Source organism: Stenotrophomonas sp. STEN020, from assembly GCF_056760195.1.
Genome location: NZ_JBRREI010000008.1, coordinates 91,595 through 114,060 on the forward strand (window position 1 = coordinate 91,595; position 22,466 = coordinate 114,060).

The following is a 22,466-nucleotide window of genomic DNA, read 5'->3' on the forward strand; positions in this document are numbered from 1 at the left end:
CATTTCACTGAGCAATCCACCACAAGAGGGGAAGGGCAACGCTCGCGGCCGTCGCCCAGGGCCAAGGCTTCCAACGTTTCTTCAGCGGCCAGACTTTGCCGCGCGCAATGTTTTGGCGTTCAAACGTCATCTTCTTCGTGGCGCTGACAACGATGTTGGGCGCAAGGCCATAAATCGTATGGCCTGCCCGATTGGCGACATTGCGCCACGCGAACTCATAATCTTCGGCCTGGGCCTGAGTGCCGTGCACGGTATCAAGCGAGTGGAAGGTGAAGCTTTGCTTCCATCCGCCGCTGCGTCTGTGCTGTTGCTCGCGATCTTTTAAATTGACCGTCTGACCTACGTACACGCAGCCGTTGCTAAACAACAGCGCGTAGATGTGCCGGTCACGGTTTTGGTATTTTTGACTGCGGCCCCATTTCATTGCGAACCTTTCAAGCGAAGATCGCTTTGCGTCAGGATGGTGTAGTCGATGATCCACTCAACTGTGTTGCGATCATTGCATAATGCGTAAGCGTCCTTGACATGCCGATCTACCACCGCATCATCGACTTGATTGACCGATCTGAAGTGCGTGCGCACGTGCGCTTCTTCATTGTTTAGTGTGGCGTATCCCCAATGTGTTGTGCGGTGGCACATATGGCACAGTGAAATTAACCGCTTGAGTGTTTGACGCTGAGTTGTTTCGTCGTAATCCCAGCGTTCGTGCACCTCAAGTGCACCGAAATCCTCTTGGAGCGACTCCTTTTTTCCACAGCACTCGCAGCTAAAATTGCTACGCTCGCGCAAACCCTTTGAAAGGCGTTTCCAATCGGCAGGAACGATGAGGTGCTTTGCGTTCACAAACCAACATTTCATCGGAAGGATATCCACAAACAGCGTGTTCCCTTCGTAGTCGCGATCTTCACCAATTAACTCTTTTATCGGTTGAGGATTGGACACTTCCACCCACAACGTTTTTGCGGTTAGTGCTGTCTTAGTCTCTTCGGTGTAGTGTGTTTTGTATGCACCATCAAACTTCAATCCGGCCTCGCGGGCGCATTGGTTGTCACTGAATGGGACGTGGAAATATGTTCGCATCCGTCAACTCCTTTCGTTTTGGCGCGGTTAGCGCCCAAACTTGTAGTGAGCGCCAATGGATCCCATGGCAGACGAACCGCCACCGACCGCAAACGCAACGCTGACAGACCAGCGTTCGCTGACACGGAACTTCGCCCCAACGGCAACCGCTGTTTTATTGGACGAAGCACCACCGGCAATGCCGAGCTCACCTTCTCCAACTTCAAGCGGAGAGCCTCCGACGTTGACCTGGCTCATTGCAGCAGCCTTCGCGCCCAGTGCGTTCAACTTGTCGTCAAAGCGGCGCTCTAAGTCATCGATGCGGTTGTTGGTTCCGGTCCACTGATCGTTGAACCGTTGTTCCATCGCCCAGGCTTGGCCACCATTGATTGCGTCCATGCTTCCTTGCTCAATGCGACCGTCAGAAACACTGGTGACACGCTGATTGCCCGCGTCTACGCCACTTCCAGAGATCGACGCTCCACCTTGAATCGCTAAGCGGCCTTGGGCCGACAACTCGACGTTGTCGCTTAACGAAACGGTCGTTGTGCCTTCGCTGTCGGTTTCGGTGGTGATGTTTTTACCTGCGGCAATTGTTGCCGATCCGTCGCGACCGGGATCGCCTTTTTCACCCTTGTCGCCTTTTTCGCCCGTTATGCTGTCGCCAGGCTCACCTTGAGGACCTTGTGGTCCGGGAGTGGTCCCGCCACCCGTTGATGGGTTTTGCTCCAAGGTCCAAACGCGGCGGTCCAAATCGTAGGCCGCATCGGCAACGTTGTAGTAGGTTGCTCCGCTTATAAAGTCGTATGTGGGTGGAGTAAAGCCATATTGGTGGACTGCTGCACCACTGCCGAATAGTGTCGCGATTTCGTTGAGTTGCTCAACATTCACCGCGTCGGATGGGTTAATTCCGCGACTTAAATTGATCAATCGACGTTTCAACCTATCGTCGCCAATTGAAAAAACATCTTCCTCTCGACAACTGGACCCGTTGCCGATTGCAATGCAGCCAAATGCAGTTGCACTTGAGAAGTTGCCTATTGCAGTTGACATTGGTCCTGATGCATAAGCACCTTGCCCGATTGCGGTGGCACCGTTACCAGCGTATCCAAAAAAACCTACTTGAGTTGCATTATCTGCCGCGTAACCCTGGGTTCCATAGCTCGTGGCTCTTTCTCCCGCATACGATCCAACACCCGTCGCTATGCCATCTGGACGCGCATAAGCCCCCATTCCCTGCTCAATTCCAAGGAAGCCTGATCCTGCTTTCATCAAGGTTTGACCCTGCATATCACTGTCCGCTCGGTATAATAGGTTTCCGTAGCGTATTCCCACATAACTAAACCCATCTATATCGAGCCGGTTGTAATAAACGACGTCATCGAGGCTCGGATCTAGCTCCATATCTGCCCATTCCGGCCGACTCGTCAAAAATTCTTTTTGGCTTTCTGTTAGCGAGGTTGAAACTTCTGCCTTTGCGTTAGTTGACGGAATGAGCAGGGCAATTGACAGGGCAATGGCGGAAATTGTTTGTGTTGGCGACAAGTGCATATAAGTCCTTATTTGGAATATGCATTCATCAAATCAAAATATAATGCACTGTCAAGTGCACAAAAAAGCCCCCTGGGGGAATTCAGGGGGCTTGCCGACCAAAAGGAGTTTTGTTCTGGCTTTTTGAACATAACAAATGTTGGGCATTCGTCAAGTCTCTTGACAGAATAAATGTTTATCTTAATTTGAACTCAATGCGTGCAGTTAGGTGTAAACAATTAAGAAATATATTTTTGCCTTTGGTCTCATATTTGCGGTTGGCGCATATGCCTCAGGCGATCTCAATTCTGAACTTTGAGTTGTACGTGCTGTTGAGTGTGTCCGTGGACAATCCCGCGTACGACGGTTGCAGTACATACAAGTCCGTTAGCGATTGTACAATTTGTCCGGCTTGCTGTTGTTCGTGGCGAATGGCCGCCAGGGAGGCAGAGGGCGCAAACAATTTGTATGTCAATGCGCCAAGGCCGACAATCAACGTTAAGCACAATGCCAGTTCAATTAAGCTAAATCCTTTGTTGCGCATTGGTCCCCCTTTAAAACGTGTATATCGTTTTACACTACGGGGGAAATCGTATTTGGCAAGCTTTTGGGTTGCATAAATTGCCAGGCTGCTGTAATTCAGTCTCTTGACTAAAGCGGATGAATTTCAAAAGCCCCACTACTGGGGAGTGGTGGCGTTCACCGTCCCTTGTTCGACTCGATAAGTGTTTTTCGTTGAATGGCCGACATAAATACCGCCGTGATGTCTTCAACGGAATGCAGAGCAAGCTTTTCGATCAACCCCTGCAATTCCTTGTTGTCGCCTTGCTGGGCTTCCAGCGCGTCAATGCGCCGTCCAATATCTTCGGGCTTTGGATTGAAGTAGCGCATGAACGTGCCCATATCGCGGTGCCCGGACACCATGGCTGCTTCCGCCGCTGAAAGCAGTGTTCCCAACTCCGTCACACGGGTGTGGCGCAAATCGTGCAGCCGGGCGGTGCGGATTTCCTCGCGTCCCGTATCGTCGGCCACCGCTTCTCGTGCTCTGGACCAAGCCTGGGTGATGGTGTCCGGGCGCAGGCGCTTACCTCGGCTGGTGCGAAACACCGGGCCCACGAGGTCCTTGGGCATGCGGTCTGCGCGCAAGGTGTCCAAGATGGCCATGGTGTCGCCGTTCAATGGAATGGAGCGGTGCCGGCTTTCACCTCCGTTGGCCTTGGTGTCGCGCAGCAACGCCAATTTCTTGCGCTGGTCGATATCCGACCAATCCAATTTGCACACCTCCGACCGTCGGGCCGCAGAGTAGCGGGCGAAACGAATAGCGGCGTAGGTGGTGGCATCGGTGCGGCTGCGCTCCATCCATTGGCACAGCGATTCCCATTCCTCAGCGTCAATCGTGCGCTCACGCTTGTCGTTGATTTTGATGTCTTTGAGAGTTGCCAGTGGGTTGTCGAGCGCCAACTTCCACACCTTAATTGCGTGGTTGATGATGGTGCGCAGCGACGAAAGCAGGCGCTTCACGCTATTGGTTGGGGCCTGCTTGCCGTCCTGTCCCTTCAACCGCCAGTTCAATGCCTCCGTGGTATTTGGGGAGTGAAACAGGTCATAGGACAGTTGATCCATCCGCCGGTCCACAATGTCGGGGAAGCCGTCGCGGTTGTGCCCAGTGGTGGCCGTTCCGAGCATCACGGCAATGGCCGACAATTCTTTGGTTACGCTCTTGCGCACGTGGGCCTTCATGGGCACGTGTTCACCGGCCATTTGCTTGTTCTCGCGGTCCTCCTGGGTGGTGATGAGGCCTTGCTCCACCTCCTGCCGGTAGCGTTCCAAAATGCCGCGAAGGGTGTAGTGGTGGGCGGCGCTGGACCACTCCAAGGACGCGCTTTTGATGTTTTGGCGTTGCTGCTTGGCGTACACCTCAGCATCCGTGCGCGCCCGTTCGATATGGGTGTCTGCCCCCTTGGGCGCGTCCAGGTCCACTGGGTAGCGGACGGTCGGAAGGTGCCGCTTCTCGCCGTTGACCATCCAGCGCATTCGAACCTCCCAACGGGGGGGGCCGTCGCTGCGGAAAGCAACGCCTGGCACGCTGCTTGTGGGCTTCTTCATCTTGGTCATCTTTGCCATTGCCTGTATCCTTAACGTGGTTCTTGGACCCCGTAGCTCAGCTGGATAGAGCGGTCGCCTCCTAAGCGGCAGGTCGCGCGTTCGAATCGCGCCGGGGTCACCATCCTTTTGGTGGTTTTGCCTCAATCATTTGCCCCAGATCCGCAAGATCGCGCCGAAACCCTTGCCACAGAAGGAGTGTTGATTGTCTATCTTACCCCTCCTAAGGGACAGGTCGCACGTTCGAATCGTGTCGGGGTCACCATCGTTCCGTGCAGCTTGCGGTGCCCGCTGCAAGCGCCAGCCAGCCCCCGGTGCGCATGCCGATGCAATGCGTTGAAGCCCTCAATTTCCGTAGTTATGGCCCGACCGGTCATACGCACCGCCATGACCATCTGCAGCTGGTGTTGCCGCTGCGCGGGAGCCTGGAGCTGGAAATCGACGGGCGCGGCGGGCGCTTGGACACCTTGCACGGCGCCGTGATCGTCCCGGGTGCAGCTCATGTGCAGGCCGGTAGTGGGCAGAACCGGTTTCTGATTGTCGACTGTGACAGTGCCCTGCTGGAGCGGTCACAGCTGGATCAGGGGCGGGGGCGTCCATTTCTGGGGATTCCGGCGGCGGTGTGCAGCTTGCTCGAATTCGTGGATATCAGCATGGGTGGCCGCGATGCGGTGCCTGCGCCAGTGGCCAGGCATGTATTGCCGCTGTTGCTGGACAGCTTGTTTGCTGTCCAGCGTCCCTCGGTGGCAGGCAATGCTGGGTTGCGGCGGTTGTGCGAGCAGATCCGTGCAGCTCCGGGTCAAGCGTGGCCGCTGGTGCGGATGGCGCAGATCGCCGGGATGGGGTTGACCGCATTGCATGGCGCGTTCAAGCGTCAATTCGGCCTCACGCCGGGACAGTGGCTGCAGCAGCAGCGTCTGCAGTGGGCTCAGCGTCAGCTGGTTGAGGGTAATCAGTCGGTGGCCCATATTGCCCAACAAGCCGGTTTCTCCGACCAGAGTGCAATGACCCGGGCCATGCGCCGCTCGCAGGGGATTACCCCGGGCCGCTATCGGCGGAGTCTGGACGCGTAGTTTGAGCACAGCGTCGCGCAGCTTGGGACAATACAGCGTGGGCCGGCAGTTGGATGCTGGTGTTGTATCTGACTGTCGGGTGGGTTGATGAAAGAGCGGATGTTGTTTGGCATTGGTAATGGGGTGGCTTCGGGCGCGCTATGGGGCTTGGTGTTCCTTGCGCCAGCGGTGCTGGTGGATTTCTCGCCGCTGCAGTTGGCTGCGGCGCGCTATCTGATCTATGGCCTGGTTGCGGTGATCCTGCTGGTGCCGCGTTGGCCGGCGCTGCGGGCGCATATCGGCAAGGCGGACTGGAAGGCCCTGACTTGGCTGAGCCTGCTCGGCAATCTGATCTATTTCGTGCTGCTGTCCATCTGCGTGCAGTGGAGCGGTGGCGGTGCTGCGGCCTTGATAGTCGGCATGGTGCCGGTGCTGGTGGCGGTGGTCGGTGCGCGTGAGCCGGGGGCGGTGCCGCTGTCACGTTTGGCGCCGGCCTTGCTGCTGTGTGTTGCTGGCGTGGTCCTGATGGGTTACGAGGCCATCGCCTCGACACATGTGCAAACCACCACCACCCAGCGATTGATCGGCTTGCTGTGCGGGGTTGGCGCGCTGGTGTCCTGGACCGCCTATTCGGTGGGCAATACCCGTTGGCTGGCCAAGGTGCCCAATGTGTCCGGGCATGACTGGTCGCTGCTGACCGGTGTGGCAACCGGCGGCCTGGCCTTGTTGCTGGCGCCGCTCGCCTTTGCCGATGGCGGGGCAGGGCATTCGGGGCGTGAATGGGCGGGTTTCTGGGCGATGGCCGCGGCGGTGGCGGTATTTGCGTCCATCCTTGGCAATGCCTGCTGGAACCGTGCGAGTCGCGCACTGCCGTTGACCTTGGGCGGGCAGATGATTGTGTTCGAGACCTTGTTCGGGCTGGTCTATGGTTTCCTCTGGCAGCAGCGTTGGCCGGTGGCGATCGAAGTACTTGCTGCGCTGTGCCTGTTGGCTGGCGTGATCTGGAGCGCTGCGGCGCACCGACCGAAGGCGCAAGCACCTGCATCGGCGTGATGAATCTGCGCAGTCAGGTGGCGAAAGCCTGACTGCAGCGGTTCTTTCGATTGTTTGCGGACGATCGTTGGCCGGATGGGTCCGATGGCAGGCCGCGCCGCTTTGAGTCAGGTATTGCACGCTGCTTGCCAGTTAAATGCGCGACGTTCGCGCTTGATGACATTTGCAACTTTTAGCAGCAGGTTTGGCGAAGTTGCCTTTATCTGGGTTTTTGCAACGCAGCACTTGACAGCCTGATCCCGGCTGTTGTCTCTTGAAGGCCATGAGCAGCCCGCAGCCCCTTGCCATCACCTCGCAGTCGCCTTCCGGCGGCCGGGTGAGCGCGCTCGGGTTCGGCGGCGCCATTACCACCACCACTATTACCGTCACCATTAGCCCGGTGCGGTCCGTCGTCTTCGCGTAATTTCCGAAAACCACGGCCCCGCACCCGGATCAGGATGCGGGGGAACCCCATCCAGATGCGTGTCGGGGCCTCCAGCCGAGGTTCTTCCGATGTCGTCAGTTGCTGTTTCACCCGCCGATCTTGCCGCGAACGCTGCCGTTCGCACCGTCGTGCATAAATTCGGCGGCACCTCCGTCGCCGATGCCGAGCGCTACCGGCATGTGGCGCAGCTGTTGCTGGCCCGCGACGAAACCGTGCAGGTCACCGTGGTGTCGGCGATGAAGGGTGTGACCGACGCGCTGATCGGCCTGGCCAAGGCAGCGGCTGCAGCCGATCCGGCGTGGGACGACCGCTGGCACGAGTTGCGGGCACGCCATCGTGGCGCGGCCGCCGCGCTGCTGGGTGAGCAATCCGGGGTGACCATCGAATGGTTGGATGCGCGCTTCGAGCGTCTGCGGGAGATTCTGGCAGCGTTGGCGGTTATCGGTGAGTTGCCGCAGGAAGTGCTGGACCGCGTGCAGGGCCTCGGCGAGGTGTTCTCGGCGCATCTGCTTGGCCATCACCTGCAGGCCCTGGGCGAAAACGCCGATGTGCTGGATGCGCGCGACGTGCTGGTGGTCAACCATGGCGAGCTGGGCGTGGATGTCGATTGGAAGTCCAGTGCCGCCAAGCTAGCCTTGTGGCGCGAATCGCATCCGGCACAACGTCTGGTGGTGACTGGTTTTGTTGCCCGCGATCGCAAGGGCAACATCACCACGCTGGGGCGCAACGGCAGTGATTTCTCCGGCGCAATTTTTGCTGCCTTGTTCGCTGCCGACGAGCTGCATATCTGGACCGACGTCGATGGTGTTCTCTCGGCTGATCCGCGGGTGGTGCCGGAAGCAGTGCAATTGGACGCGCTGAGCTACGACGAAGCCTGCGAGCTGGCCTACTTCGGCGCCAAGGTGGTGCACCCGCAGACCATGTCGCCGGCCATCGAGCGCGGCTTGCCGATCATCATCCGCAACACCTTCCGACCGGATCACCCGGGTACCCGCATCACCGCTGACAGCTCCAGTAGCGGCCCGATCAAAGGTTTGACGCTGAGCGCGGATCTGGCTGTGCTCAATGTCGAAGGTACCGGTCTGATCGGCGTGCCAGGCACGGCTGAGCGGGTGTTCTCGGCGCTGCGCAATGCGCATGTATCGGTGGTGATGATCTCGCAGGGTTCCTCCGAGCATTCAATCTGCTGCGTGGTGAAGCAGGCCGAAGCCGAGTTCGCCCGCGACGCGCTGACCCAAGCGTTCTCGCATGAACTGGCGGCAGGCCAGGTGCAGCGCGTGCAGCTCACCAGTGGGGTGAGCGTGCTTGCGGCGGTGGGTGATGGCATGGCCGGCCAGCCTGGTGTTGCCGCGCGTCTGTTTGAATCGCTGGGGCGCGCTCAGGTCAATATCCTGGCCATTGCGCAGGGCTCTTCCGAGCGCAATATCTCGGTCGCCATCGAAGCCTGCGATGCGACCAAGGCGTTGCGTGCCGCGCACGCCGGCTTCTGGTTGTCGCCGCAGACCTTCTCGGTCGGCCTGATCGGGCCGGGCAACGTCGGTGCGGCCTTGCTTGAGCAGTTGTATGCGTCCGAAGCCGCGTTGCTGGCCCGCGCCAAGCTGGATCTGCGCCTGCGTGCGGTCGCCTCGCGCAATCGCATGGTGCTCGACCAGCGTGGCATGCATGGCAACTGGAAGGCCGCGTTTGATTCCGCGGCGCTGCCGAATGATCTTGATCTGTTCACCGAGCATCTGCTGTCGGCGCGTTTGCCGCATACGCTGATCATCGATTGCAGCGGCAGTGCTGAAGTCGCTGACCGCTATGCCGGCTGGTTGGCTGCCGGCATCCATGTGGTTACTCCGAATAAACAGGCTGGCTCCGGCCCGCTGGCGCGCTATCAGGCGATCCGCGAGGCGGCAGCATCGACAGGTGCGCGCTTCCGCTACGAAGCGACGGTGGGTGCAGGATTGCCGGTGATCACCACGCTGCGTGATCTGGTCGATACCGGTGATGAAGTGACTGCTATAGCGGGCATTTTCTCCGGCACGCTGGCGTGGTTGTTCAATAAATACGATGGCAGCGTTGCGTTCTCCGAGCTGGTCACGCAGGCGCGCGGCATGGGCTACACCGAGCCGGATCCGCGTGATGACTTGTCCGGCGTGGATGTTGCCCGCAAGTTGGTGATTCTTGCCCGCGAAGCTGGGTACGAGCTGAGCCTGGAAGACGTAGCGGTGGAAAGTCTGGTGCCGGCAGCATTGCAGAGCGCCAGCGTCGAGGACTTCATGGCGCGTCTGCATGAGGTGGATGCGAGCTTCGCGCAGCGTCTGGCCGATGCGCGCGCCCGCGGCAACGTGCTGCGCTACGTCGCTCAGTTCAAGCCCGGCCAGCAGCCCAGCGTTGGCTTGGTTGAGCTGCCGGCTGATCACGCCTTTGCCAACCTGCGCTTGACCGACAACGTGGTGCAGTTCACCACCCGTCGCTATTGCGACAACCCCTTGGTGGTGCAAGGTCCGGGCGCTGGTCCGGAAGTGACCGCAGCCGGTGTGTTTGCCGATGTGCTGCGTGTGGCAGCGGGCGAGGGAGCGCGATTGTGAGTGATGCTTTGACGGGTTCCGGTGTACGACAGGCGCGGGCGTTTTCGCCGGCGTCGGTGGCCAATGTGGCAGTCGGTTTTGATCTGCTGGGCTATGCGGTGCCGGATGTTGGCGACACGGTGACAGTGCGCCGCATTGAAGCAACGGAAGTGCGCATCGTCGCCATTCGTGGCGCAGCGGTGGAGTTGCCGCTGGACGCGCCCGGCAATACCGCAGGTGCGGCGCTGATCGCCCTGCGCGAGGCGCTGGCGCTGCCGTTCGGTTTTGAAGTGGAGATCGACAAGGGCATACCGCTCAGCTCAGGCATGGGCGGCTCGGCTGCGTCCTGCGTGGCGGCCTTGATCGCGGCCAATGCATTGCTGGATGTGCCGTTGAGTCGCGAGCAGCTTTACAAGTACTCGTTGGAAGGCGAGGCGGTGGCCAGTGGTAGCCGCCACGGCGATAACCTGGGCCCGATGTTCCTCGGCGGCTTGGTGCTCTCCACGCTGGAGCGCTTGGTGCCGGTGCCTATACCCGCGCATTGGCACAGTCTGCTGGTGCACCCGGACGCGTTGTTGGAGACGCGCCGCGCACGCGAAGCACTGCAGGGCAGCTATGCATTGAAGGAGTTTGTCGCGCAGAGCAGCAATCTGGCGCTGGTGCTCGCTGGCTGTCACGCCGGCGATGCGGGTCTGGTACGGGCAGGCTTGGTCGATGTTCTGGTCGAGCCGCGTCGCGCGCCACTGATTGCCGGCTTCGATGCCGCCAAGGCCGCCGCACTTGCTGCAGGGGCGATGGGCGCCAGCATCTCCGGCGCGGGTCCCAGTGTCTTTGCCTGGTTTGAAGACCGTGACGCTGCATTGGCTGCCGCGCCCAAGGTACAGGCAGCGTTTGCCGCAGCGGGTTTTGAAAGCCAAAGCTGGGTAAGCCCGATCAACAGCCCCGGCGCCAGGCTGCTCTAGGCCTGATAGCCCCTCTCCCTACGGGAGAGGGGTTGGGGTGAGGGAGACGCTTGCGCGGTCCTTGATTCAAAAGCAGCACATCAACCTTTTCGCGGATTTCCGAATGAACTTCATCTCCACCCGCAACGCTTCCCCCGCAGCCACGCTTAGCCAGGCCATTGCCGCCGGTTTGGCACCCGATGGCGGTTTGTACGTACCCGAAACAATGCCGGCAGCACGCAGCTTGCAGCTGGGCGACACGCTCGCCGCGACCGCTACCGAGCTGCTGCAGCCGTTCTTCGCTGATGACGCCTTGGCGTCCGAACTGCCGAAGATTTGCAGCGAGGCCTTCGACTTCCCAGCGCCGCTGCAGGCATTGGCAACCCGCAATGATCACGTGCTGGAGCTGTTCCATGGCCCCACCGCGGCGTTCAAGGACTTTGGTGCGCGTTTCCTCGCTGCCAGCCTGTCGCGCTTGCGTGCAGGGCAGGAGCGTCCACTGACGATCGTGGTCGCCACTTCAGGCGACACCGGTGCTGCCGTTGCTGCTGCCTTCCACAACCAGCCCAATCTTCAGGTTGTGGTGCTGTACCCGGATGGGCGCGTATCACCACGCCAGGCACATCAGCTGGGTTGCCTCGGTGGCAACATCCGCGCGCTGCGCGTGGCCGGTTCGTTTGATGACTGCCAGGCCATGGTCAAGCAGGCGCTGAGCGATACTGACCTGCAGGCACAGGTTCCCATGAGCTCGGCCAACAGCATCAGCCTGGGGCGCTTGTTGCCGCAGATGAGCTACTACGCACATGCCGCGCTGAGCCATCAGGCGGCGCACGGCTCGCTGCTGAATTTCGTCATCCCTACCGGAAACCTTGGTAACGCGATGGCAGCAGTGATCGCGCGTGCACTGGGTGTGCCGCTGGGGCGCATCGTACTGGCGACCAATGCCAACCGCGTGCTGCCGGATTACTTCAATGGTGCTGATTACGCGCCGAAGGCCAGTGTCGCCACGCTCGCCAATGCGATGGATGTGGGCGCGCCGAGTAATTTCGAGCGCTTGCGCTGGCTGTACAAGGGTGATGATGCGGCGCTGCGCGATGCATTCACTTCGCAGGCGGTTGAAGATTCAACCATCCGCGAGACCATCGCTCATCGCTATCGCGAGTACGGCGAAGTGTTCTGCCCGCATACCGCCACCGCGGTGCATGTTCTGGAACAGCTGCGCGCCAGTGGCAGTGCGGCGTCGGACCAGCATTGGGCAGTGGCAGCGACCGCGCATCCGGCCAAATTCGAATCGGTGGTCGAGCCTCTGATCGGCCGCGCAGTAGAAGTGCCGCACGCGCTGGCCGAGCTGCTGAAGCGTCCAGCCCACGCCGAACCCTGCGCCCCGGACTACGCCGCACTGCGCGAAAAGCTGTTGTAGGAGGTAGTGCCGAGCCATGCTCGGCAGGAGGCTTCACCGGTAATGCTTCAGCCGAGCATGGCTCGGCTCTACAGGTGAAGCTTCAGAACTCGTCGTTGGCCAGCTGTTGCAGCTCGGCGAAATCCAGAATCTCCACCACATTCAGGTGGGGTAGGGCGATCAGCCCCTGCTGGCGCAGCTTGGTGAAGGTACGGCTCACGGTTTCCATGGTCAGGCCAAGATGGTCGGCGATATCGCCACGGCCCATCGGCAGGGAAACCCGATTGCTGCTGCGCCCGTTCAAGGTCGCCTCACGGGCAGCCAGGCGCAGCAGGAAGTCGGCCAGCCGCTCCGGCGGCTGCAGGCGGGCGAGCGCAAGTGCATTGTCCTGGGCCGCATCCAGCTCCTGGCAGGCGCGTTGCAGCAGCTTGCGCTCCAGGTGCGGGTAGCGTTGGCGCAGGTCACGCATCTGCGTGGTCGGTACCCGGCAGACCCGGCTGTCGGCAATGGCCTCGATGTCGTAGCGATGGTGGTCGCTGCCGCTTAGGCCCATGTAGTCGCCCGGTAGTACGAAGCCATTCACCTGGCGGCGGCCATCGGCCAGGGTGCGCACCAGGCGCAGCGCGCCCTCGGTTACTGTATAGACATAAGCGCGCGGCTCGCCGGCGCGCGCCAGCGTGGTGCCCATCGCCACAGGCGTTGAGACGGTGATCTGCTCCAGAGCATGCACTTCATCGCAGGACAGGGCCGAGCACACCGACAGGTGGCGGACCGAGCATTGCAGGCACTCGCGCCCGCCATTGCTTTCGGGGGCAACGGACGAAACCGGGGATTGCTCGGTGCCTTGGGCTGGCCGGGACATGTCTACAACAGGGGGATTGGTGCCCTTAATTGTACTTCATGCGGCCAGACGGGCGGTGTGCGGCTAGAATTAGCGACCGTTTCCCAATTGAGTTGCAGGAGTTTTGCCCGTGATCAAGCCCCGTACCCCGCCCGGCATCATGGAATTGTTGCCGCGCGAGCAGATCGCGTTCCAGCGCATGCTGGACGTCATCCGCCGCAACTACGAGCGCTTCGGGTTCCTGCCGGTGGAAACTCCGGTATTCGAGTTGTCCGATGTGCTGCTGACCAAGTCTGGCGGTGAGACCGAGCGTCAGGTGTATTTCGTGCAGTCCACTGGTGCGCTGGCCAATGCCGCGGAGTCGGCCGACAAGGGCGGCCTGCCGGAGATGGCGCTGCGCTTTGACCTGACCGTGCCGCTGGCGCGCTACGTGGCCGAACACGAGCACGATCTGACCTTCCCGTTCCGTCGTTACCAGATGCAGCGGGTCTACCGTGGCGAACGCGCCCAGCGCGGCCGTTTCCGCGAGTTCTACCAGTGCGATGTCGATGTGATCGGCAAGGACGCGCTGAGCATCCGTTACGACGCCGAAGTGCTGGCGGTGATCTACGCCGTGTTCTCGGAGCTGCGCATTGGCAACTTCGCCGTGCAGCTGAACAACCGCAAGCTGATGCGTGGTTTCTTCGAGGCGCAGGGCGTTGTGGATTCGGAACAGCAGGCGCTGGTGCTGCGCGAGGTCGACAAACTCGACAAGCGCGGTCCGGATTACGTGCGTGAAACCTTGGTCGGCCCGGATTTCGGTCTGCCTGCTGACGCCGTTGAGCGCATCTTGTCTTTCGTCGAAGTCCGTTCGAGCTCGCATGCTGATGCCTTGGCGCAGATCGATGCCGTACTGGCTGCTGCCGGCGAATCAGCCAGCGAGTCGCTGCGTACCGGTGCGGCCGAGCTGCGCGAAGTGCTGGAGCTGGTGAAGGCGCTGGGTGTGCCGGAAACCGCGTATTGCCTGAATTTCTCCATTGCTCGCGGCCTGGATTACTACACCGGCACCGTTTACGAGACCAGTCTGGTTGATCACCCGCAGATCGGCTCGATCTGCTCGGGCGGCCGCTATGAAGATCTGGCCAGTCACTACACCAAGTCCAAGCTGCCGGGCGTTGGCATCTCGATCGGCCTGACCCGTTTGTTCTGGCAGTTGCGCGAGGCCAACCTGATCGACGGCATAGCCGAAAGCAGTGTGCACGCGATGGTGGCCTTGATGGACGAAGCGGCGATGCCGCATTCGTTGGATATCGCGCGTCGCCTGCGTGCTGGTGGTATCAATACCGAAGTGCAGATGGAGCCGAAGAAGATCGGCAAGCAGTTCCAGTACGCGGCCAAGGCCGGCATTCGTTTCGTCGTGTTGACGGGCGAGGATGAGTTGGCGCGCGGCGTGGTCGCGGTCAAGGATCTGCTGCGTGAACAGCAGTTCGAGGTAGCCAGGGACGAACTGGCATCTACCCTACAGGTAGAGCTGGAACAGACCCGCGCGATGGCGCGCTGAACGAAGAGCCCCGCATAGCGGGGCTTTTTTTGTCCGCAGTGCCGAGCATGGCTCGGCACTGCGGATCTGCTCCCTTCCTCTCGCGCAGCGAAGGGGAGGGCTGGAGAGGGGTAAGCCTTCTGCCGGGGGATGTTGCGGGGGCGTCGCGGCTTACGCCGCTCCCACAAAGTCAGGCCTGTCTGTAGAGCCGAGCCATGCTCGGCTGGATCGTCACCGGGAAAGCCTCTGCCGAGCATGGCTCGGCACTACGGATCCGCTCCCTCCCTTTCGCGCAGCGAAGGGGAGGGCTGGGGAGGGGTAAGCCTTCTGCCGGCGGATGTTGCGCGGGCGTCGCGGCTTACGCCGCTCCCACAAAGTCAGGCCTGTCTGTAGAGCCGAGCCATGCTCGGCTGAGGCGTTACCGGGAAAGCCCCTTGCCGAGCATGGCCCGGCACTACGGATTGGTTGGTTTGACTCGCGGTTCGTTTCGCACTAATGTATTAGCACGCTATTACATTGATACATGATGAAGCCACGTGCTGACATTGAGAAAGAAAAGCCTTCCGACGCCCCGCTGAAAGCGCTCGCACGCGCTTTGGCTGCTTTGGACAAGCCACAGGACGTGCAGGCCTTCCTGCGCGATCTGTGCACGCCAGCTGAGCTGGAAGCCATGGCCGACCGCTGGCGGGTGGTCCCCTTGCTGCGCAAGGGTGTGCCCTATCGTGAGATCTATGACCTGACCGGGGTGAGCGTTACCACCATCGGCCGGGTCGCGCGTTCGCTGGAGCATGGTGCCGGTGGTTACGCCGCCGCCATCGACCGTCTTGCCACGCGCAAAACCGAATCCAACTGAGATAACCCCATGAGTGCTTCAACCTCCGCCCCGGCACGCGACCGGCTGCGCATCGCCATTCAGAAAAGCGGCCGTCTGGCCGATCCTGCGCGCAGCCTGCTGGCTGCCTGTGGGCTGAGCTGGCGGCAGAGCCGCGACAAGCTGTTCTGCTTCGGCGAATCGCTGCCGGTGGACCTGCTGCTGGTGCGTGACGACGACATCCCCGGGCTGATCGCCGACGGCGTCTGCGATCTGGGCGTGGTTGGCTTGAACGAATTGGACGAACAGGCCAAGGCGCGTCGGCAGATTGGTTTGGCTGATGCGTACCAGCCGCTGCGTGGCCTTGGTTTTGGTTCCTGCCGCTTGATGATCGCGGTGCCGGAAGACTGGGATTGGCAGGGCGTGCAGATGCTGCAGGGCAAGCGCATCGCCACCAGCTACCCGGCCATCCTTGCCGCATGGCTGCAGGAAAAGGGCATTGACGCGCAGGTGGTCGAGCTTTCCGGGTCGGTGGAAATTGCGCCGAAGCTGGGCACGGCTGAAGTCATCTGCGATCTGGTTTCCAGTGGCGCCACGCTGGCTGCCAACCAACTCAAGCCGGTGGAAGTGTTGCTCGAAAGTGAAGCCGTGCTCGCCGGGCCGGTACACGAGCTTGATGACGCGCGCGCGGGCCTGATGGCGATGCTGCTGCGACGCCTCGATGGTTTGAGCAAGGTGCAGGACCAGAAGCTGCTGATGTTCTCGGCCGCCGAGGATCGTGTTGCAGAACTGGCTCGCCTGTTGCCTGATGCCGAGCCGCTGCTACGCCTGCCAGGACAGGGCGACGCGGTACGGCTGCAGACCATGTGCAGTGGCGCTTTGAGCTGGCAGCGGCTGGAAGAGCTGGAGCGCGCTGGCGCGCAAGGCTTGATGGTGTTGGCAGTGGAGAAGTCGCTGGTATGAACATCCTCGATTGGAATGCGCTCGACGCCGAAGCACAGGCGCGCGCTCTGACCCGTCCAGTGCAAGCCGTAGCCATGCAGACCCGTGAGTCGGTCGCCGGCTTGATCGAACAGGTGCGCAGCCGTGGCGACGCGGCGCTGCGTGAAATCACCGAGCGCTTCGACGGCATCGCGCCGGAGCGCTTCGAAGTCAGCGAAGCCGAGTTCGCGGCCGCCGAAATGGCGGTATCCGCCGAGCTGCGGATCGCCATGCAACAGGCTGCAGAGCGCATCGATACCTTTCACCGCGCCGGTATGGCACGGCCCTACAGTGTGGAAACCGCGCCCGGCGTGGTCTGCGAAAAGGTAATCCGTCCGATCTCCCGCGTTGGCCTGTACGTACCCGCCGGCAGCGCGCCGTTGCCGTCCACCGCTTTGATGCTGGGCGTGCCGGCCAAGCTGGCAGGCTGCCGCGAAGTGGTGCTGTGCACGCCGCCGCGCAAGGACGGCACGGCCGATCCTGCGGTGCTGGTGGCCGCGCGCCTGACCGGCGTGCACCGCGTGTTCAAGATTGGCGGTGCGCAGGCTATTGCTGCCATGGCCTATGGCACCGAGTCGGTGCCGTCTTGCGACAAACTGTTCGGCCCCGGCAACAGCTTCGTTACCGAGGCCAAGCAGCAGGTCGCCCAAGCCGGTGCCGCCGCCATTGACATGCCGGCCGGTCCTTCGGAAGTGTTGGTGATCGCCGATGCAGGTGCCAATCCTGCATTTGTCGCTGCTGATCTGCTGTCTCAGGCCGAACACGGTCCGGATTCGCAGGTGCTGTTGCTCAGCGATGACGCGGCGATGATTGCCGCCGTGCAGGACCAGGTGGAAGCACAACTTGTACAGCTAAGCCGCGAGGCGATTGCCCGTCAGGCGCTGGGTGCATCGTTGCTGATCAAAGTGGAATCGATCACGCAGGCATTTGAGATCTCCAATCGCTACGCCCCAGAGCACCTGATTCTTGCCTTGCGCGAGCCGCGTCATTGGCTGGGCAAGGTGGAGGCTGCCGGCTCGGTGTTCCTTGGCGATTACACGCCCGAAGCGCTGGGTGACTACTGCTCGGGCACCAATCACGTGTTGCCCACCGCCGGTGCCGCGCGCGCCTATAGTGGCGTCAGCGTGGCCAGTTACCAGAATCAGATCAGCGTGCAGGCTGCCAGCCGCGAAGGCATTGCCGGTATTGGTTCATGCGCGTTGACCTTGGCCCGTGCTGAAGGCCTGGGTGCACACGCCAACGCGGTAGCACTGCGGCTGGGAGTTGCACCGTGAGCGTGCTCAATCTGGTTCGAGAGGACCTGCGCGACTTCGGTGGTTATTCCTCCGCGCGCAGCGCCAAGCTGCAGGGTGAAATCTGGCTCAATGCCAATGAGTCGGCATGGGCAAACCCCGGCGACGCGGATGCCAGTTGCCGTCGTTACCCCGATCCGCAGCCGCAGCTCCTGCGCGAGCGTCTGGCAGGTTTGTACGGTTGCCAACCCGAGCAGTTGTTGATCGGCCGCGGTAGCGATGAAGCCATCGATCTGCTGGTGCGCGCTCTGTGCGTTCCCGGCCGCGATGCGGTGCTGTACACGCCGCCGGTGTTCGGCATGTATGCAGTCAGTGCGCGGCTGCAGAATGCACCCGCACTGGAAGTGCCGCTGCTGGATACCGAGGCAGGGCTGGTGCCTGATATCGACGCCATCATTGCCACTGCAATGCAATGCAATGCCAAGCTGGTGTTCCTGTGCTCGCCGTCAAATCCTGGTGGGCTTAGCATTCCGCTGCAGCAGGTGCAGGCCGTGGCCGAAGCGCTGCGTGGCCAAGCGCTGGTGGTGGTTGACGAGGCCTATGGCGAATTTGCCGATGAGCCATCCGCCACCACCTTGATGGATCGCTTCGACAACATCGCGGTGCTGCGTACCTTGTCCAAGGCGCACGCCTTGGCCGCGGCCCGTATTGGCAGTGTCATTGCCGATGCAGCACTGATCGCCGTACTGCGGCGTTGCCAGGCCCCGTATCCGATTCCCACACCGTGCTCTGCCTTGGCGCTTTCCGGCCTCGACGATGCGGCCCTGACGCAGACCAGCGCCCGCATCGCCACTGTGCGCAGCGAGCGCGGCCGGTTGCGTATCGCTTTGGCGCTGCAAGCTTGTGTACGCCATGTTTACGGCTCGGATGCAAACTTCCTGCTGGTGCGCTTCAACGATGCCGAGGCGGCATTTCAAGGCTTGCTGAATGCTGGTGTGGTAGTGCGTGATCAACGCGCTGCACCGCAGCTGCAGGACGCGCTGCGTATCACCTTGGGTACGCCCGAACAGAACGACCGCGTCCTCGACGCACTTGCCACGCTGGAGCTCACCGCATGACCCCCATTCTGTTTGTCGATCGCGATGGCACCTTGATCGAGGAGCCGGCCGACTTCCAGATCGACGCCTACGAGAAGATCCGCTTCGTCAAGAACGTGATCCCGGCGATGCTGAAGCTGCGTGATGCCGGCTACCAGTTCGTAATCGTCTCCAACCAGGACGGCCTCGGAACCGAAAGTTATCCGCAGGCCAGTTTCGACGGCCCGAATGACTTGATGCTGCAGATCTTCGCCAGCCAGGGCATCACATTCCGTGATGTGCTGGTCGACCCCAGCTGGCCGCAGGACAACAGCCCAAACCGCAAGCCGGGTATCGGCATGATGGTCTCGTATCTGCAGGATCGCAGCATCGACTGGGCGCGCTCGGGCATGGTCGGTGACCGCCCGACCGACATCGAGTTTGCCGACAACATGAAGATCCGTGGCTTCCAACTGCGCACCGAGCAGTTTGGCGGTGAATGGGATTGGGATGCGATTGCCCATGAGCTGGCCGACGCACCGCGCCGTGCAACCGTGCAGCGTGATACCAAGGAAACCCAGATCCGCGTGTTCGTGGACCTGGACAAGGTCGCCAGCTCGAAGATCAATACCGGTCTGCCATTCTTTGACCACATGCTGGATCAGATCGGCCGCCACGGTGGTTTTGCGCTGGAAGTGGAAGCCAGGGGCGACCTGCATATCGACGAACACCACACGATCGAAGACACCGGTCTCGCACTGGGCCAGGCCTTGCGTGAAGCATTGGGTGACAAGCGCGGTATCGGTCGCTATGGCTTCACCTTGCCGATGGACGAGACTCTGGCCAGCGCCGCGTTGGATTTCAGCGGTCGTCCGTATTTCGTATTCGATGGTGATTTCAAGCGCGAGCGCGTTGGCGACATGCCGACTGAGCTGGTGCCGCATTTCTTCCGCTCGCTGTGCGATGCCAGCGGTTTGAACCTGAACCTCAAGGTTGAAGGTGAGAACGATCATCACAAGGTCGAGGCCTGCTTCAAGGCCTTGGCCCGCGCCTTGCGCCAGGCCATTCGCAAGGAAGGCACCGAGTTGCCGTCGACCAAGGGGGCTCTGTGAGCAAGGTCGGTCTGGTTGATGCCGGCGGCGCCAACCTGGGCTCGGTGCGCTATGCACTGGAGCGGCTGCAGGTTGAGGTGCAGATGGTGCGCGAGCCAACGGATCTCGCCGGCCTTGAGCGGGTAATCCTGCCTGGCGTGGGTGCGGCGGCCGAAGGCATGCGGCGCTTGCACGCGCAGGGGCTGGTGCAGCCTCTGCGCGAGCTGCAGGTGCCGCTGATGGGTATCTGTCTTGGCATGCAGCTGCTGTTTGAACGTTCGGAAGAGGGGGATGTGGAGTGCCTCGGCCTGCTGCCGGGCATCGTCCGTCGGCTGCATCCGGGCGTTGGTGTGCGCGTGCCGCATATGGGTTGGAACAAGTTGCTGGCTTTGCGCGAATCGCCCTTGCTGGATGGTGTTCCGGTCGGCTCCAGCGCTTACTTCGTGCACAGCTACGCCGCGCCGGTTACCTCGGATACGGTCGCTGCCTGTCATCACGGCGGCCTGTTTACCGCAGTGGTACAGCGCGAACGCCTTTGCGGCGCGCAGTTCCATCCTGAGCGTTCCGCCGGACCTGGCGCTCGCATCCTGCAGAACTTTCTTGAGATTGCCGCATGAGCTTCACTGTTTACCCCGCACTGGATATCCGTGACGGCCGCGTCGTACGTCTGCTGCAGGGCGATTACGCCAAGCAGACCACGTACGGCGAAGACGCCTTGCCGCGTGCGCAGGCATTCGCTACGACCGGTGCGACTTGGATGCACCTGGTCGATCTTGATGCCGCCAAGGCCGGCGGCTACACCTTGGCGCCTTTGCTGCAGCAGATCGCTGCAACCACCAAGCTGAAAGTGCAGACCGGCGGCGGCGTGCGCGGCCGTGATGATGTGGCGCGCATTCTTGATGCCGGCGCCAGTCGCGTGGTGATCGGTTCACTGGCAGTGCGCCAGCCCGAACAGGTACTGGCCTGGCTGGCTGAGTTCGGTGCCGAGCAGCTGACCATCGCACTGGACACCCGTCAGGGCGAAGACGGGGTGTGGCGGTTGCCGGTACACGGTTGGACCGAAACCGCAGATGTAACCTTGGATGAGCTGGCGCAGCGTTACGCACAGGCCGGAATGAAGCATCTGTTGTGCACCGACATCTCCCGTGACGGCATGCTGTCCGGCCCGAATATCGAGCTCTATGCGCATCTGGCGCAGTTGCTGCCCGGCGTGGCGGTGCAGGCTTCCGGTGGTGTCCGTGATGCGGCCGATATCCGCGCGGCCAAGGCTGCTGGTTGCGGCGGCGCGGTGCTCGGCAAGGCGCTGCTTGAAGGGCGCCTGCAATTGGACGAGGCCTTGTCATGTTGAGCCGGCGCATCATTCCCTGCCTGGACGTGCGCGAAGGCCGCGTGGTCAAGGGGGTCAAGTTCCGCGACCACATCGACATGGGCGATATCACCGAACTGGCGTTGCGTTACCGCGACCAGGGTGCTGACGAGCTGGTGTTCTACGACATCTCCGCCAGCCCGGAAGGTCGCTCGGTCGACCGCGCCTGGATCGAGCGCGTGGCGCGGCTGATCGACATTCCGTTCTGCGTGGCCGGCGGTATCCGCGATGTTGAAACCGCGCGTGCGGTGCTCCATTCCGGTGCTGACAAGATTTCCATCAACACCCCGGCGCTGGAGCGCCCGCAGCTGATTGCAGAGCTTGCCGACGCCTTCGGCCAGCAGTGCGTGGTGGTCGGCATCGACTCCATCCGCGAACCTGACGGCCAGTGGCGGGTGCGCTCCTACACCGGCGACCCGAGCAAGACCCGCGCCGAAGCCAAGCTGACCCTGGATTGGGTGCGTGAAGTACAGGCCCACGGCGCAGGTGAAATAGTGCTGAACTGCATGGACAGCGATGGCGTGCGCAAGGGGTACGATATTGCACAGTTGCGCCAAGCCCGGGCGCTGTGCGCGGTACCGTTGATCGCCTCTGGCGGCGCGGGCACGCCGCAGCATTTCGCCGATGTATTCGAACAGGCTGACGTTGACGGAGCATTGGCCGCCAGTGTGTTCCACTCCGGCGCCATCGCAATTCCGGAACTGAAGCAGTTCCTGCGCGAACAACAAATCGAGGTTAGGGATGTCTACTGAATTCAAGCCGGTTGATTCGGCTGCACTGGACTGGGACAAGGTCAACGGCATGATTCCGGTCATCATCCAGGACGAGGCCACGCTGCGCGTGCTGATGCTGGGCTATATGGACCGCGACGCACTGGAAACCACCCGCAGCAGCGGCAAGGTCACCTTCTTCAGCCGCAGCAAGAAGCGCCTATGGACCAAGGGCGAGACGTCCGGCAACCATCTGGATCTGGTCGATATCCGCAGCGATTGCGACAACGACACGCTGCTGGTGACCGTGCGCCCGCACGGCCCCACCTGCCATACCGGCGAGACCAGCTGCTTCAGCGCCGCACCGGGCAACTTCCTTGGAGCCTTGAATGCCCTGATCAAGCAGCGTGAACACGATCGTCCGCTCAACAGCTACACCACCAAGCTGTTCGAGAAGGGCGCGCGGCACATCGCGCAGAAAGTGGGCGAAGAGGGTGTTGAAACCGCGCTGGCCGGTGTCGTGCAGCGTGATGATGAGCTGCTGGGCGAATCGGCCGACCTGCTGTTCCACCTGATCGTGCTGCTGCGCGCTCGCGGCCTGTCGCTCGACGACGCCATCGGCGTGCTCGAAGACCGCCACGCCAAGGCCGCAGAAAAGGCAGCGAGCTAGCCTGTAGTGCCGAGCCATGCTCGGCAGGGGCTTTACCGATAGACCAGATGTAGGAG

Annotated in this window: 22 protein-coding genes and 1 tRNA gene; 17 read left to right on the plus strand and 6 right to left on the minus strand. The window is 61.5% G+C overall.

Translation table 11 applies throughout. The features are described 5' to 3' along the window. Nucleotides 1–4: 4 nt before the first annotated feature. The 5 genes from ACVOLZ_RS05540 to ACVOLZ_RS05560 all read right to left on the minus strand — a co-directional run bounded on the left by ACVOLZ_RS05540 (nucleotide 5) and on the right by ACVOLZ_RS05560 (nucleotide 4,713). A complete protein-coding gene (locus ACVOLZ_RS05540) occupies nucleotides 5–424 on the minus strand; it encodes a GIY-YIG nuclease family protein (protein ID WP_152154029.1) in 420 nt (139 codons plus the stop codon). Beyond that, entirely contained in the window at nucleotides 421–1,080 is a 660-nt protein-coding gene (locus tag ACVOLZ_RS05545; RefSeq protein WP_481515373.1) for a hypothetical protein, read from the minus strand. The genes ACVOLZ_RS05540 and ACVOLZ_RS05545 overlap by 4 nt, the downstream gene beginning before the upstream one ends. A gap of 27 nt (nucleotides 1,081–1,107) precedes the next feature. After that, nucleotides 1,108–2,610, minus strand: coding sequence for a YadA-like family protein (locus ACVOLZ_RS05550; RefSeq protein ID WP_481515374.1), 1,503 nt, complete (start codon nucleotides 2,608–2,610; stop codon nucleotides 1,108–1,110). A 271-nt stretch (nucleotides 2,611–2,881) separates the two neighbouring features. Next, the gene (locus tag ACVOLZ_RS05555) at nucleotides 2,882–3,133 is read right to left on the minus strand and encodes a type II secretion system protein (RefSeq protein ID WP_481515375.1); all 252 of its coding nucleotides are present in this window, start codon (nucleotides 3,131–3,133) and stop codon (nucleotides 2,882–2,884) included. Nucleotides 3,134–3,288: 155 nt separating this feature from the next. Continuing rightward, nucleotides 3,289–4,713: a tyrosine-type recombinase/integrase gene (locus ACVOLZ_RS05560; RefSeq protein WP_481515376.1), complete on the minus strand. Its 1,425-nt coding sequence runs from the start codon at nucleotides 4,711–4,713 to the stop codon at nucleotides 3,289–3,291. Nucleotides 4,714–4,739: 26 nt separating this feature from the next. Here ACVOLZ_RS05560 and ACVOLZ_RS05565 point away from each other — a divergent pair. From ACVOLZ_RS05565 to thrC, 7 genes are all read left to right on the plus strand, one after another. Beyond that, nucleotides 4,740–4,816 (plus strand) — tRNA-Arg (locus tag ACVOLZ_RS05565). A gap of 202 nt (nucleotides 4,817–5,018) precedes the next feature. Next, a complete protein-coding gene (locus ACVOLZ_RS05570) occupies nucleotides 5,019–5,765 on the plus strand; it encodes an AraC family transcriptional regulator (protein WP_481515377.1) in 747 nt (248 codons plus the stop codon). An 87-nt stretch (nucleotides 5,766–5,852) separates the two neighbouring features. Then, nucleotides 5,853–6,797 (plus strand): DMT family transporter, encoded by a 945-nt coding sequence (locus tag ACVOLZ_RS05575; RefSeq protein WP_481515378.1) that lies wholly within the window; start codon nucleotides 5,853–5,855, stop codon nucleotides 6,795–6,797. A 262-nt stretch (nucleotides 6,798–7,059) separates the two neighbouring features. Then, entirely contained in the window at nucleotides 7,060–7,200 is a 141-nt protein-coding gene (locus ACVOLZ_RS05580) for a hypothetical protein (RefSeq protein WP_481515379.1), read from the plus strand. Nucleotides 7,201–7,289: 89 nt separating this feature from the next. Next, nucleotides 7,290–9,794 (plus strand): bifunctional aspartate kinase/homoserine dehydrogenase I, encoded by a 2,505-nt coding sequence (thrA, locus tag ACVOLZ_RS05585; protein WP_481515380.1) that lies wholly within the window; start codon nucleotides 7,290–7,292, stop codon nucleotides 9,792–9,794. Continuing rightward, complete coding sequence (locus ACVOLZ_RS05590) at nucleotides 9,791–10,735, plus strand: homoserine kinase (RefSeq protein ID WP_481515381.1); 945 nt, start codon at nucleotides 9,791–9,793, stop codon at nucleotides 10,733–10,735. The genes thrA and ACVOLZ_RS05590 overlap by 4 nt, the downstream gene beginning before the upstream one ends. Before the next feature lie 103 nt (nucleotides 10,736–10,838). After that, nucleotides 10,839–12,134, plus strand: a complete 1,296-nt coding sequence (gene thrC, locus ACVOLZ_RS05595; protein WP_481515382.1) for a threonine synthase — start codon at nucleotides 10,839–10,841, stop codon at nucleotides 12,132–12,134. Between the two features lie 82 nt (nucleotides 12,135–12,216). Here thrC and ACVOLZ_RS05600 read toward each other — a convergent pair whose 3' ends face one another. Further along, nucleotides 12,217–12,975 (minus strand): Crp/Fnr family transcriptional regulator, encoded by a 759-nt coding sequence (locus ACVOLZ_RS05600; RefSeq protein WP_481515383.1) that lies wholly within the window; start codon nucleotides 12,973–12,975, stop codon nucleotides 12,217–12,219. Nucleotides 12,976–13,084: 109 nt separating this feature from the next. Here ACVOLZ_RS05600 and hisS point away from each other — a divergent pair, with 109 nt between their 5' ends. From hisS to hisIE, 10 genes are all read left to right on the plus strand, one after another. Continuing rightward, entirely contained in the window at nucleotides 13,085–14,494 is a 1,410-nt protein-coding gene (gene hisS, locus ACVOLZ_RS05605) for a histidine--tRNA ligase (RefSeq protein WP_481515384.1), read from the plus strand. Between the two features lie 505 nt (nucleotides 14,495–14,999). Continuing rightward, a complete protein-coding gene (locus ACVOLZ_RS05610; protein ID WP_481515385.1) occupies nucleotides 15,000–15,326 on the plus strand; it encodes a YerC/YecD family TrpR-related protein in 327 nt (108 codons plus the stop codon). Nucleotides 15,327–15,335: 9 nt separating this feature from the next. After that, nucleotides 15,336–16,247 (plus strand): ATP phosphoribosyltransferase, encoded by a 912-nt coding sequence (hisG, locus tag ACVOLZ_RS05615; RefSeq protein WP_481515386.1) that lies wholly within the window; start codon nucleotides 15,336–15,338, stop codon nucleotides 16,245–16,247. After that, complete coding sequence (gene hisD, locus ACVOLZ_RS05620) at nucleotides 16,244–17,539, plus strand: histidinol dehydrogenase (protein WP_481515387.1); 1,296 nt, start codon at nucleotides 16,244–16,246, stop codon at nucleotides 17,537–17,539. The genes hisG and hisD overlap by 4 nt, the downstream gene beginning before the upstream one ends. After that, nucleotides 17,536–18,615 (plus strand): histidinol-phosphate transaminase, encoded by a 1,080-nt coding sequence (gene hisC / locus ACVOLZ_RS05625; protein ID WP_481515388.1) that lies wholly within the window; start codon nucleotides 17,536–17,538, stop codon nucleotides 18,613–18,615. The genes hisD and hisC overlap by 4 nt, the downstream gene beginning before the upstream one ends. Continuing rightward, on the plus strand, nucleotides 18,612–19,685 hold the full coding sequence (gene hisB / locus ACVOLZ_RS05630) for a bifunctional histidinol-phosphatase/imidazoleglycerol-phosphate dehydratase HisB (protein ID WP_481515389.1): 1,074 nt from the start codon (nucleotides 18,612–18,614) through the stop codon (nucleotides 19,683–19,685). The genes hisC and hisB overlap by 4 nt, the downstream gene beginning before the upstream one ends. Beyond that, nucleotides 19,682–20,281, plus strand: coding sequence for an imidazole glycerol phosphate synthase subunit HisH (gene hisH / locus ACVOLZ_RS05635; protein WP_481515390.1), 600 nt, complete (start codon nucleotides 19,682–19,684; stop codon nucleotides 20,279–20,281). The genes hisB and hisH overlap by 4 nt, the downstream gene beginning before the upstream one ends. Beyond that, on the plus strand, nucleotides 20,278–21,012 hold the full coding sequence (gene hisA / locus ACVOLZ_RS05640) for a 1-(5-phosphoribosyl)-5-[(5-phosphoribosylamino)methylideneamino]imidazole-4-carboxamide isomerase (protein ID WP_481515391.1): 735 nt from the start codon (nucleotides 20,278–20,280) through the stop codon (nucleotides 21,010–21,012). Before hisH ends, hisA begins: the two co-directional genes overlap by 4 nt. After that, nucleotides 21,006–21,782: an imidazole glycerol phosphate synthase subunit HisF gene (gene hisF / locus ACVOLZ_RS05645; protein WP_481515392.1), complete on the plus strand. Its 777-nt coding sequence runs from the start codon at nucleotides 21,006–21,008 to the stop codon at nucleotides 21,780–21,782. Before hisA ends, hisF begins: the two co-directional genes overlap by 7 nt. Next, nucleotides 21,772–22,410: a bifunctional phosphoribosyl-AMP cyclohydrolase/phosphoribosyl-ATP diphosphatase HisIE gene (gene hisIE, locus ACVOLZ_RS05650; RefSeq protein ID WP_481515393.1), complete on the plus strand. Its 639-nt coding sequence runs from the start codon at nucleotides 21,772–21,774 to the stop codon at nucleotides 22,408–22,410. Before hisF ends, hisIE begins: the two co-directional genes overlap by 11 nt. Nucleotides 22,411–22,466: the final 56 nt, after the last annotated feature.

What these genes read in the sequence shown, in the direction of transcription:
- ACVOLZ_RS05580 (WP_481515379.1), top strand. Translation starts at nt 7,060, where the DNA reads ATGAGCAGCCCGCAGCCCCTTGCCATCACCTCGCAGTCGCCTTCCGGC.
- ACVOLZ_RS05555 (WP_481515375.1), bottom strand. Translation starts at nt 3,133, where the DNA reads ATGCGCAACAAAGGATTTAGCTTAATTGAACTGGCATTGTGCTTAACG.
- ACVOLZ_RS05560 (WP_481515376.1), bottom strand. Translation starts at nt 4,713, where the DNA reads ATGGCAAAGATGACCAAGATGAAGAAGCCCACAAGCAGCGTGCCAGGC.
- ACVOLZ_RS05570 (WP_481515377.1), top strand. Translation starts at nt 5,019, where the DNA reads ATGCAATGCGTTGAAGCCCTCAATTTCCGTAGTTATGGCCCGACCGGT.
- thrA (WP_481515380.1), top strand. Translation starts at nt 7,290, where the DNA reads ATGTCGTCAGTTGCTGTTTCACCCGCCGATCTTGCCGCGAACGCTGCC.
- ACVOLZ_RS05540 (WP_152154029.1), bottom strand. Translation starts at nt 424, where the DNA reads ATGAAATGGGGCCGCAGTCAAAAATACCAAAACCGTGACCGGCACATC.
- ACVOLZ_RS05545 (WP_481515373.1), bottom strand. Translation starts at nt 1,080, where the DNA reads ATGCGAACATATTTCCACGTCCCATTCAGTGACAACCAATGCGCCCGC.
- hisB (WP_481515389.1), top strand. Translation starts at nt 18,612, where the DNA reads ATGACCCCCATTCTGTTTGTCGATCGCGATGGCACCTTGATCGAGGAG.
- thrC (WP_481515382.1), top strand. Translation starts at nt 10,839, where the DNA reads ATGAACTTCATCTCCACCCGCAACGCTTCCCCCGCAGCCACGCTTAGC.
- hisIE (WP_481515393.1), top strand. Translation starts at nt 21,772, where the DNA reads ATGTCTACTGAATTCAAGCCGGTTGATTCGGCTGCACTGGACTGGGAC.
- ACVOLZ_RS05600 (WP_481515383.1), bottom strand. Translation starts at nt 12,975, where the DNA reads ATGTCCCGGCCAGCCCAAGGCACCGAGCAATCCCCGGTTTCGTCCGTT.
- hisA (WP_481515391.1), top strand. Translation starts at nt 20,278, where the DNA reads ATGAGCTTCACTGTTTACCCCGCACTGGATATCCGTGACGGCCGCGTC.
- ACVOLZ_RS05550 (WP_481515374.1), bottom strand. Translation starts at nt 2,610, where the DNA reads ATGCACTTGTCGCCAACACAAACAATTTCCGCCATTGCCCTGTCAATT.
- ACVOLZ_RS05610 (WP_481515385.1), top strand. Translation starts at nt 15,000, where the DNA reads ATGAAGCCACGTGCTGACATTGAGAAAGAAAAGCCTTCCGACGCCCCG.
- hisD (WP_481515387.1), top strand. Translation starts at nt 16,244, where the DNA reads ATGAACATCCTCGATTGGAATGCGCTCGACGCCGAAGCACAGGCGCGC.
- hisF (WP_481515392.1), top strand. Translation starts at nt 21,006, where the DNA reads ATGTTGAGCCGGCGCATCATTCCCTGCCTGGACGTGCGCGAAGGCCGC.
- ACVOLZ_RS05575 (WP_481515378.1), top strand. Translation starts at nt 5,853, where the DNA reads ATGAAAGAGCGGATGTTGTTTGGCATTGGTAATGGGGTGGCTTCGGGC.
- hisG (WP_481515386.1), top strand. Translation starts at nt 15,336, where the DNA reads ATGAGTGCTTCAACCTCCGCCCCGGCACGCGACCGGCTGCGCATCGCC.